Origin of the sequence: Chryseobacterium sp. WX, assembly GCF_029542485.1 — a bacterium.
Lineage (GTDB): Bacteria > Bacteroidota > Bacteroidia > Flavobacteriales > Weeksellaceae > Chryseobacterium > Chryseobacterium cucumeris.
Genome location: NZ_CP120710.1, coordinates 2,110,526 through 2,122,207, shown reverse-complemented (window position 1 = coordinate 2,122,207; position 11,682 = coordinate 2,110,526). Strand labels below are relative to the sequence as shown.

Sequence of the window (11,682 nt, the reverse complement as noted above, 5' to 3'; positions counted from 1 at the left end):
TGATATTTATTTTATTGATTCAGGAAAATAAAAAAGGCCTCTTGAAGTTTCCTCCAAAAGACCTTTATAGTAATTATTAAATCTTTTTTTTGTATTAATTATCTTTAACAAAAGCTGTCGCAGATATTGAGCCTACACCCCAGTTGAAGTTTTGTCCTGAAGCTGCCCACATATTAAACCTAACTGGATGATTTGTACTTTCAACATATCCATTTAAAGTGTACGTTATTATAACAGGAGAAGCGCTGGTATTGTTATAGGTTTCAGAATATTTTCCAACGGTAGAAACCATTTGAGAACCATTATTGCCTTCAGGAATAGTATATTTTCTTGAGCCTGCTGGCTCTTCTCCGCCGTTTCTGATAAAGCGTACACCATAATAGCCTAATTCATTTGAAGCTGTATTTGTGGTGCCGACCGGAACATTATAATCCACAACAATTTTAGCTGTGCTATTGGCAGGAACTGTAACGGAAACAGACAATCCCAGATCAAGATCATTTATAATAACACCATTTCCCGTTGCTAGCTGATCTACCGGAAAGGTTGCTGTATCAGTAAAAACCCCTAAAAGCTGATAGTCAGTTGTCTGAGGAGCTAATTTACTCCAGCTAGGAGCTGTAGAAGTTCCAGAATTATAATAAACCCCCTCTCCATAAGGAGCTAATCCTGTGTTGGAATTATAAACCATAAGCGCTTTTGCAGGAGAAGCAATTGTAGATCCATCCGTCATAGATGTTAATGATACCCTGGGCAGTAAAAAACCTCTATTGGTTGCATTGAGCTCAAGTAAAGCTGAATTATCAGGAGCACTGGTGCCTACACCAACATTTCCTCCCACTGGATTGAGTACTAAAGGAAGACCTGCAGCCGAGCTTTTATTCTGGCTTGAAATATATGATCCATAAGGAGAGTTTGCATAGGTTCCGAAATCCAAAGCATGGTTTGTGCTCCCGTCAACCCGAAACGTGGCATTGGTAGTTGCTGTACCCAGTGCAGAAGGCTGGGCATTGCTCCCAGCTACCACCATTTTATTAGTGGGAGTTATTGTTCCAACTCCGACATTTCCAGCTGGAGTGATTGTCATTTTTTGGGTATTGTTGGTAGTAAATCTCAGATCATTAGCTGTAGTGGTTCCTACAGATACTACACCTCCTCCGATATAGGATTTAAAATTAACGCTACCATTAGTGTGATTCAAACCGAAGCTATTATCAGGAGTACTGATGGTAAGTTTGGTATCAGGAGTAGTGGTACCTATTCCTACACGGCCATTGGCTGCATCCACAGATAAGGTATTTCCATCTACGGAAAATGCATTGGTTTGCGTTCCTGTGAATGCCAAGGTATTGGCTCCCTGGGTTACCGTTCTATTTCCCGTAAGGGTGCCATCAGTGTTATAAATATTGACAGAAGAACCTCCTCCGGAACTACCATCAATAGACTTCCAGGATGAATTGCTGAAAATAAATTCCTGTGCTTTACCATTAGGAACAGTAACGCCATTCAAAATAGCCCCAAATCCACCTGTGGTATTATTGTAGACAATAAGGCGCTGACCTGCATTAGGAGCAACAGGCGCTGTAACAGCTACGTTTGTAGTAGCTGCTCCTGTAAGCTGTACCAAACTTACATTAGCTGGGATCGTAACGGCATTACCTGTGACAGCCAATGGCGTTTCACGGTTGGTAATTGCTCCGTTCACATCCAATGTGGTGCCGGGATTGATAACACCCAGCCCCAGATTGCCATTGGAAGTTGTCACCAGGTCATCTTTAGCCTGAGCAGCAGTAGGTATCCCGGTTGTTGGATTATTTTTTAATCCATCAATATTAAATACTCCCTGAGGATTGGTTGTATTAATTCCGACCTGTGATTTAACCACCATAGAGAATGTGGTGAGCAAGCCTGCTAGTAATATTTTTTTTTTCATAAGTATAAAAATTAAGATTAGAACAAATTAATATCTCCTTGTTTAAAACTCTATCATATCTAAAATGTATCCATACTGATTAACATCTGCTATCAGATCCATTTTTTTTGCTTCTCTGTTTTTATTTCGATGGTTAAAACAAAATAAAATCATGCTTTATGGTATTGCTTTTTCTTTAGGTTTAAACTTGTTTCATAATATTCATAAAATATTTATTATTTTTAGCAAAATAAATCTTATTTGAGCTATTTGTGTGTTTTTGATATACACCATATATACATCATGCATGCATTATTTGAGTGTAATACTTGTATTTTGTACTTTTAATTGTCATTATTATGTGAAATAATTAACCTTTTATACATTTTCTCTTTTTGATTTAAACTTTGGAATTGTTGCTGCATATTAACATTCTTTAGTCCTTTTTAAAGGTTTTTATGTTTCGGTTTAAAAAATATTTGCGATTGTAAACGGATAAAAATTCTAAAAAGTCTGAATGTGATTACTGCACATTGTAAGTGTAAAAATACAAACCAGGATGAGTAAGTCTCAGAATACTAATAATTATCCCGTCTTAATAATATTATTGACATATCTCTTTTATTAACACCAGAGATTAATATGTAATAAAGTTTTTCTTATTAATAGCCCTCCGACAGGCTCAGGGTGGCAACCAAAATTTTTAAACGTTATCAGGCTGAGCCCGTCGAAGCTATTATTAAAGTTGTTTAAACTTTACAAAACTACAAAAGTCACAAAATGTTTCATTTAAAAATACCTTTGAGACTGTGGGAAAGTTCACATAAGTGACATGTCGGCTTCGCTCAATAGGCAAAGATTTTCACCAAGCTTAAATGGAATTATTATATATAAAGTTTGAATCTAAAAAAATTAAGAGTCTAAACTTTTGTGTCTTTTGTAGTTAAAAATAATAATATAAGAGTTTAAACGGCTTCATTACTAAAAGGGACAGATCGATAAATCAAATACTCTTCAAAATATTTTTTGAAGAGTATTTGAATCCGGATATGTTCCGGATGATTTCATTATTGTTCCGGCTATGGAACCGGTGAAGCTGTTGCTGCTCCGACGCTGCTGCCTCCAAGGTTATAACCGCCATCACTCAAAATAGTCATTTGTTCGTTGGAAATGATCAACAACCTGACTCCCCAAACAAATGAACTTCCTGATGTACTACTTGCATTAGGAACATCTGCATAAATTCTCCATGTTCCGTTCTGCTGAAAGGTATATATATCTGGTACCTGAAAATCAAAACTGGTAGATCCATTACCTTTAAAGCCAGCAGTGGTGCTGCCGTGATTGTTGGTGTCAAACCCCACCACAATAGCAGTATATGAAGAAACAGGTATTTTTGTATCAAAATTAGAGATGAAATCTCCATTCGGGTTTGTAAAGGTATAATATTTAAAATACATTTTTGAAACAGGGCCTATTTTACCCCAGTTTGGTGCTGCGCTTGTTCCTCCGTTATAGTAAATTCCTTCTCCCTGAGACGACATGGCTGCATTGTTGTTATATACCATAAGTCCTTTTGCGGGTGCGGGAACAGTACTGGCATCTGATGTGGATGAAAGGGATACTCTTGGAAGTAAAAGCCCTTTATTGGCAGCATTAAGATCCAGCAAAGCCGAATTATCAGGAGTATTAACTCCTACCCCGACATTTCCTGCAGGAGTAATGGTCATTTTTGTATTGTTATTGGACATCAGGTTCAGATTATTTGAAGTGGTGGTCCCCAGATAACCTGCTCCTCCTCCGATATATGTTTTTAAGTTCACTGTCCCATTGGTATGATTTAATCCAAAGCTGTTATCTCCTGTACTGATGGTAAGTTTAGTGTCGGGTGTGACGGTACCTATACCTACATCTCCTGCTGGAGTAATAGTCATTTTTTGAGTGTTATTCGTTGTGAATCTCAGATCATTAGCAGTAGTGGTTCCCACGGAGGCTACTCCTCCTCCGATATATGTTTTTAAGTTCACTGTCCCATTGGTATGATTTAATCCAAAGCTATTATCAGGCGTACTGATGGTAAGTTTGGTATCAGGTGTTATGGTACCAAGACCTACACGATCATTGGCAGCATCTATAGATAGGGTACTTCCATCTACAGAAAATGCATTCGTCTGTGTTCCTGTAAATGCTAAGGTATTGGCTCCCTGTGTAACGGTACGGTTTGCTGTAAGGGTACCATCCGTATTGTAAAGATTAGCAGCAGTTGAATTTGTTGGGTTATGTAGCTTTGTCCATATGGTACCATTATAATAATAATAGCCAACGGTATCAATATTTAAAGCAGTACCCGTAGCAGTACCTGTAGCAATACTGTTTACATAGATAAGGGTTGATACCGGAACTCCGGTCATGCTCTGAGCTTTTTGTCTGTCTACCCTGGGAATAAGCAGTCCTTCTACTGTTGTACCAGTACCTGTGCTGTTTTTAGCTGTCACATCAAGGGTTGCGGTGGGAGTTGTGGTATTAATCCCCACCTGTGATTTTACCAATGAAAAAGTAGCAAGCATCCCCACTACGAATAAATTTTTTTTCATAATATATGTTAATTAATTATCTCTTATATCAACAATTATAATAGCAACGAAGATATTACTGAACTATCTACATGTTTTACTTATTATTGATTTTGCAAAGGTAATGTTTGGTGAAGTTTGTAAAGCGTATTATATACTTACCATAGATACAACATGGGTATATCATAGGTACATCATTTGCGTGTTTTTATTGAAAAAAATAAGTGATAAGAGGAAAAATTATTAATAAATTAAACCTCTACGTAGTGAATTAAAAAGGAGGATGCTATCTTTACTTTTTGTCTTGGTTGCTTTTTATCAGCTTACTAAAAGAGGTTGAAAATGAAGATTGGTTTATCATTATAATTTCAAATCACGGTTTATGGTGGAGAAATGAATGTGTTATTGATTTAAATTAATAAAGAGACAGATAAATATGTTGATTCTGTACGGAATTTTTTTGCTGCCAGGTGGAAATAGGTGCTTTTATAGCAGATGTCGTGAAGTTGTATCATGTGTTGTGAGTCTTTATTAATGAGTATTTAGATGTATGATGTATGTGTGATGTATGTTGTTTTTATGTATTTTTTATTACTTTTTTTAACCTTGTGAAAAATAAAATAGATACGTGTATAAGAAAAGTTACCCACTGATCTCCTCGTGAGATTTTGAATTTTGCATAAAAATTAATATCATCCGGAAAAGGGTGAATTTTATAATAACTGTATTACATGGAACGGAAAATTGTGATGGATAGGGAAGTATTGCCATGTTTTTTTCTGTAATGATTATGCCTTAATCAGTAGTTTTTTATCTTCAATTAACTATTTATTATTATGTTCTTTTTAAAAAAAATCAATAAAATAATTTTGCTTTCCTTACTACTGTGCTGTTCGGAATTATTGTCCCAACACTATACAGAAAGTAATATTGATACTTTACTGATAAAAACAAACGAAGTACTTCGGACAAGAATATCCGATGATGATCTTATTCGTTGGAATAAACGCATCATAAAAGAAGCAATCCGGATTGGCTACCGTGAAGGAGAGGCAATAGGGTATACCAATATTGCCAACCGGTTGATATTTGGAGGTGATGTAAAGAAGGGGCTGGAATATTTAAAGAAGGCTGAAGATATATCCAGGAAAAGCAATAATAATTTTCTTTTTGGTAAAATTAATCAGGAGTATGCCCAGGTTTATAGTAAAATGGATGTGAGCAGGTTGGCTTTGGAATATAATTCAAAAGCGATGAATTATGGTTTGAAGCTGCGAAAAGATAACCGGGACTGCCGCCTGTTTTTACGCTATGTCTATTCAACCAGATCTGTATACATGTATAAGATAAAACACCCTGATTCTGCCATTATTTATCTTCATAAATCTATGAAAATAGATGCAAATCCTCTCGATATAGCTAATATTGCACAACACTATACTTTATTTGAATCGAAGCCTGATTCTGCTTGGTATTACTTTCAAAAAGCTTTTACGATTTTAGAAACCAGGAACTTCAAACATAACAAATACCAGAGAGCTGTTGTTTTACAGAACTATGGGGTATTTCTGCACAGTCAGGGAAAAATCAGCGAGGCTATCGATTCAATTAAGAAGTCGATCGGGCTTGCAAAACAGGTCAATAGACCCAAGCTTATTCTTGACAATTATAAGGAATTGTCTACACTTTATAAAAAAGAAGGTAATTCTGATAAAGAAAATGAATATCTGAACAAATCGATCTTATTGCAAGACAGCTTGGATGCCAACCAAAACCAAGCCATAGATCTTTCCATTAACATATTGAATAAAGAAAGGGAAAATGAAAAGGCTCAACTTAAAAATGAAAATAATACCGCTTTGTGGTATAGTGGTATCTCCATGTTTTTAGTTATTTTAATTGCTGTTTATTTTTATTTGCGTATAAGAAAAAAGAAAAAGAAGCTTGCGGAAAGCGAAAAAATAATTATTGAAATAGGAAAGGAAACAAAAGACTTAAAAAGAAAACTCAGTGAAAATTATGAGCATATTATTCAACTTGCCAAAGAAAAAAAGGTTGATTTTTTTCCAAAATTTCAGGAAACCTATCCGGAGCTATATAAGGAATTGTTAAAAATAAATTCTAATCTTTCCAAGTCGGATTTAGCTTTTTGTGCTTTGATATGGCTAGGCTTTTCTTCAAAGGAAATTGCACATTGTATCTCTATGGAGCACAGATCTGTACAGACAAAAAAATACAGGATACGGAAAAAACTGAATCTGGAAAGCGAGACAGATCTGTATCTTTTTTTCAGATCTATAACGGAGCCATAAATTTTGAATAGCATAATGAAACATTCAGCCTTGTATTATATAGATTTTCATTTTATATCTATTAATTTAATTAATGCCAACTTTAAGAAAATGTTTTTTTATTATGTTATAAATAATCTATTATTTGATTAAGGGGATAATAGGGTAGAATTTTTTTTTTTTTCAGGTACTTGAGATTCTGTCATTACATTATTTTCTCCTCTGAGTTATCGTCAAGGAATTTAATACTTTTTCTTATCATATTGGAATTTTGAGTTTTTAATAAATTTATCATAAAAAGAATTTAGCTGCTGAGCTTTCCGGTTAGCTTTTTCATACCGATTAATAAGCAGCTTAAGGATAATTCTCTCAATTAATCAAAATGTTTCTTTTTTGAATGGTAATAGATGTCCAATATCATTTCGGAACTTTGCTGTCTACTTTTACTTCAGGCATATTAACCAGTTAATTTGATCATTTATTATTTGGGAGCAATACTCCTTATTTCTATGATTGAAAAAAAATAAATAACTGTTTGTTATATTATTAACTCTGAATACAGACGTTTTCAATTTACTTTTTGTTAAGTATAAACAAGTAAATTATTGTAATTTTTATAAAAATATAGCAGGTATATTAAATATATTGTTTTTGTGAATTAGTAATGCTTTTATATGAGTTTTATAGTATTTGAGATGTGATGTACTATTGATGTATGTGAAATGCATGTGTGTTGTATGGTTCTATTTTGAGCTTCATTTTAAGTGTTCTAATATTGTTGATGTTATTTATAACATTATTCACACACAAATGATTTTTTTTAATATTAACTAATTTTTTAAAATTAATTCACAAATGATGAAAAAAAATTTATTACTAACAAGTATGTTTGTTATCTTTTCCCTGTTGGCCAAGTCACAAGTGGGGATTAATACAGCGAATCCTCAGGGAATACTTAGCGTTGATGGGCTAAAAAATAACCCACCCACAGGAGTACCTACTGCAGCTCAGGCTAAAGATGATTTGATGATGTCCCCCAATGGTAATCTGGGGATTGGTACAATTACTCCCGGTACAACATTGGATGTGAACGGAGCGATTACCAATCGTGAAACAACATTGGATGTTACAGGTAATTCTGTTACTATTCCAGCTAATGTAAGTCAGGTACAACTTACGGGGTCAGCTACCGCTGACATAGCTGTTGTAGCCCCTGCAGCTCCTAATGCAGGTCAGCGCCTTATTGTCTACAATAATACCACAGGTGGGTTTGGGGCTACTTTGAATGGCGTTACTGTTCCCAATGGTAAAGCTTTAGAATATATATACAGTAACTCTGGATGGAGATCTATTAATGGTGGTTCAGGGGGAGCTTCTTCTGTCAATATTTATAATGCGGATGGTACTATTACTGGTCACAGAAGAGTAATACAGGGAGGAAATACCTTAGCATTTACAGGTACAAAGACCAATGCATTTTCTGTGGATGGAAGTACCTTTTCTGTGGATGCGGCTAATGACCGTGTAGGTCTCGGCACCACAACACCCGATACCAAACTTACTATCAGTACACCAGATAATAGCTTTGGATTGAATCATACCAATGGTACAGTTAATTTTAAATCCTATATCGGAGGAGGTGTAGTTTCTGTGGGGACCACTACTGCTAATGATCTGAGATTTACTACCAATAATACTCAGAAAGTGAGTATTACCTCAGACGGAAATGTTGGAGTAGGGACTGTGACCCCCACTAATAAACTGGTGGTAGCTGGGAGCAATGCCCAGCCTTCTGCACTGGGTACAGCAACTACCAATGCCACACTTCGGGTTGATGGAAACAGTAATCATGCTCTTGATTTCGGAACCTATGCAAACTCTCCTTATGGATCTTATATTTCAAGCCAGAACAAAACAGCTACTACAGGACTTCCTCTGGTGTTAAATCCAGCGGGGGGGAATGTAGGTGTTAACACAACCCCGGGTACAGCAATGGATGTGAATGGAGCGATTACCAATCGTGAAACTGTACTAACTGTTTCTGGTAATAATGTTACCGTTCCGCCTAACGTAAGCCAGGTACAGCTCACTGGTGCTGCTACAGCAAATGTGGCTATTTCGGCTCCAGCAGCTCCAAATGCGGGCCAGAGACTGATCGTTTATAATAATACTACAGGAGGATTTGGAGCTACACTGGATGGCGTTACCGTTCCCAATGGTAAAGCACTGGAATATGTTTTCAGTAATTCTTACTGGAGATCTACCGATGGGGGTACTGTTGGAGTAAGCTCAGCTAATATTGGAGATATTAAGGCAAGTTTTTCAGTTTCTGATCATAACGGATGGGTAAAACTAGATGGAAGACCAACAGGTGGTCTGACTACTACTCAAAGAGCTGCGGCAAATTCTTTAGGTTTTGCATCATATATTCCTAATGCCAGTAACTCTTACTTAGTACAGGATGGTACAAGATTGGGAAGTATTAACAGTAACAACTCCCGTATAATAGCAAGGAATCAATTGCCTGATTTTCAGTTATCCGGTACAACCAGTTCTGCTGAGCCTACTATAAAGTATGATATTATCAATAACAATGGTAGACCAGCAACTGATACTTATTCATATACCTTCTTAGCTGGAAAAATTGGTACAGGTACGAGAAATCTTGATCATGTTAATACTAATGTATTATACCAGAATCCGCACTCCCATTCATTTAACACAAATAGTGTAAACGGTGGTGTAGCGCAGCAGTCCATCAATATACAGCCTCAAAGCTTAAGTGTGAATATGTTTGTTTATTTAGGGAAATAAGTAGCATATCTTATCAATAAAATATAGAAATATAAGATCTGTAATTTAGTAAATAGAAAGATAAGGATTTCTTATTTGTTGAAAATCTGCAATATAGGTTTTTGATATGAGACCATTTTCAAGATATAAAAATAAGCTATGCTTTTTGGTATAGCTTATTTTTCATTACGAGTATAATCTGCAATGGATCATAGCCTAATTTTAAGGTAATTGAAATTAGGAATGAATAATTTAAAGATTATATGAAATATTATTAAGATAAAAATAAAAAATACTTCAATTAATTTATGTTTAATTACAATACAAGTTCTATAGAAAATCATCAAAATATGCAGCATCCTATGTTACGAAAATTAGGTCTTATCGGAGGTCTTTCCTGGCATTCAACGCTGGAATATTACATGTACCTGAATCAAACCATCAATGATCATTTCGGTAATAATACAAATCCTCCTCTTGTATTAGTAAATCTTGATCAGTATTGTATGCATCAGTTACAAAAGTCGGATCAATGGGATGCAATAGCAAGAATGCTGATTGAGGCTTGTGATCAGTTGTATAAAGCCGGAGCATCTGCCACAATGTTTTGTGCCAATACACCTCATAAAGTGTATCACGATGTGCAACGGCATAGCATGATTCCCATACTGCACATTGGAGATGCAATAGGCGCTGCAGTCCGGAAAAAAGGGCTCTGTAAGGTTGGGCTTATTGGAACAATATTTACCATGGAGGAGCCATTTATTGCAAAAATCCTAAAAGATAAATATGATATTGATATAATGGTACCCGACCAAGAGAAAGACCGAGAAAAGCTTCATACCATTATACAAAAAGAACTGTCTCTTGGTATTTTAAAGCCTGAAACAAAAAAATACATATTGGATCAGATTGCAATTCTGGAATCAAAGGGTGCGGAGGGTATTATATTAGGATGTACTGAATTTCCCCTTATTATAGGGCAAAATGATCTGAATATACCGATATTCAATACCACATTGCTACATGCTCAAATGGGAGTAGATTTTATCCTGAGATCTGAGTTTTAATATTTGTTTAAAGAGTTTTTAATTGTTTGATTTAATTATATATATTATGGAGAAAAAGATTTCGTTATCTGCTATTGCGACATTTATTTTACTTGTCATGGTAAGTTTGTCCGCAAATTTGACAGCGCAAAAGGTAAGTCCGACTATTGATTTTTCAGCATATAAAAGACTCAAGGTGAAACCCAGTGAAGCTGACCCTTCAGTAAAGAATTGGGACAGTGCGCATCGTGTAATTTATGACAAGGCCATTAAAAACAATAAAGTGTTGTTATGGCTTACGGGAACCGGAGGATCAACTGATCATGTTCCTCAGAGCTTTTTTAAAACAGCATTGGACCAGGGATACAGAATTATTGCACTCTCTTTTATGAGTGCACCTGGAGTTTCGCAGGTCTGTAAAGGTGATTATTTGAGTCAAAATGTTGACTGTGCTGCTGAGTTTCGTAGGAAACGTATTTATGGTGATAATACTTTTCTGCCTATTCCGGATCAGTATCAGGATGCCATTGTACCTCGCCTGACAAAACTTTTACAGTATTTGTCGAAAAATGATAAAGAGGGTGTCTGGTCTCAATATCTGGATCAGAACACAGGTAAACCTCTTTGGAGCAAAATTGCCATAGATGGTCAATCCCAGGGTGGAGGAATGGCTGAATTTATTGCCCAGCATGAGTCTGTAGCAAGAATTATCAGCTTTTCTGGTGGCTGGGATTACAGTGATTCTAAAACAAAAAAAATTGCAGGCTGGTACTCTCAAAAACTGGTGACATCACCCCAAAATGTTTTTGCAACCTACCATGTGAAAGAAGGTGCTGCAACAGAGCTAGCGAAAATTTGTAAAGAACTTCATATTCCTGCAGAGAATATTTTTGCTTTAGATCAGCCTATTAGTCAGCAATCCAATAAGCCTGTTCATGGTAATCCCTATCATACGGAAGGTATTAAAAACCCGGAGTATAAACCGATCTGGATAAAAATGCTTGGTTCGGGGCTATGATTTCTAAAAGATCACATTATGTTTCCGAGTTATAAGTTTAGATATG

The 11,682-nt window shown here is 35.8% G+C and carries 6 protein-coding genes; 4 read left to right on the top strand and 2 right to left on the bottom strand.

The genetic code is table 11. The features are described 5' to 3' along the window. Positions 1-94: 94 nt before the first annotated feature. Positions 95-1,933 (bottom strand): hypothetical protein, encoded by a 1,839-nt coding sequence (locus PZ898_RS09530; RefSeq protein WP_277695391.1) that lies wholly within the window; start codon positions 1,931-1,933, stop codon positions 95-97. Positions 1,934-2,991: 1,058 nt separating this feature from the next. After that, the gene (locus PZ898_RS09525) at positions 2,992-4,506 is read right to left on the bottom strand and encodes a hypothetical protein (protein ID WP_277695390.1); all 1,515 of its coding nucleotides are present in this window, start codon (positions 4,504-4,506) and stop codon (positions 2,992-2,994) included. Positions 4,507-5,354: 848 nt separating this feature from the next. Between PZ898_RS09525 and PZ898_RS09520 the strand changes: the two genes are divergently transcribed. The 4 genes from PZ898_RS09520 to PZ898_RS09505 all read left to right on the top strand — a co-directional run bounded on the left by PZ898_RS09520 (position 5,355) and on the right by PZ898_RS09505 (position 11,636). After that, positions 5,355-6,797, top strand: coding sequence for a LuxR C-terminal-related transcriptional regulator (locus PZ898_RS09520; RefSeq protein WP_277695389.1), 1,443 nt, complete (start codon positions 5,355-5,357; stop codon positions 6,795-6,797). Positions 6,798-7,631: 834 nt separating this feature from the next. Further along, positions 7,632-9,590 (top strand): hypothetical protein, encoded by a 1,959-nt coding sequence (locus tag PZ898_RS09515; RefSeq protein WP_216444027.1) that lies wholly within the window; start codon positions 7,632-7,634, stop codon positions 9,588-9,590. Positions 9,591-9,931: 341 nt separating this feature from the next. Then, positions 9,932-10,639 carry an amino acid racemase gene (locus tag PZ898_RS09510; protein WP_277695388.1) on the top strand — a complete coding sequence of 236 codons (708 nt, stop codon included), beginning with the start codon at positions 9,932-9,934 and terminating at the stop codon, positions 10,637-10,639. Between the two features lie 46 nt (positions 10,640-10,685). After that, entirely contained in the window at positions 10,686-11,636 is a 951-nt protein-coding gene (locus PZ898_RS09505) for a hypothetical protein (RefSeq protein ID WP_277695387.1), read from the top strand. Positions 11,637-11,682 lie beyond the last annotated feature (46 nt).

Bases quoted from the DNA above. Each gene is read 5' to 3' on its own strand.
- PZ898_RS09530 (WP_277695391.1), bottom strand. From the start codon at position 1,933: ATGAAAAAAAAAATATTACTAGCAGGCTTGCTCACCACATTCTCTATG.
- PZ898_RS09525 (WP_277695390.1), bottom strand. From the start codon at position 4,506: ATGAAAAAAAATTTATTCGTAGTGGGGATGCTTGCTACTTTTTCATTG.
- PZ898_RS09515 (WP_216444027.1), top strand. From the start codon at position 7,632: ATGATGAAAAAAAATTTATTACTAACAAGTATGTTTGTTATCTTTTCC.
- PZ898_RS09510 (WP_277695388.1), top strand. From the start codon at position 9,932: ATGTTACGAAAATTAGGTCTTATCGGAGGTCTTTCCTGGCATTCAACG.
- PZ898_RS09505 (WP_277695387.1), top strand. From the start codon at position 10,686: ATGGAGAAAAAGATTTCGTTATCTGCTATTGCGACATTTATTTTACTT.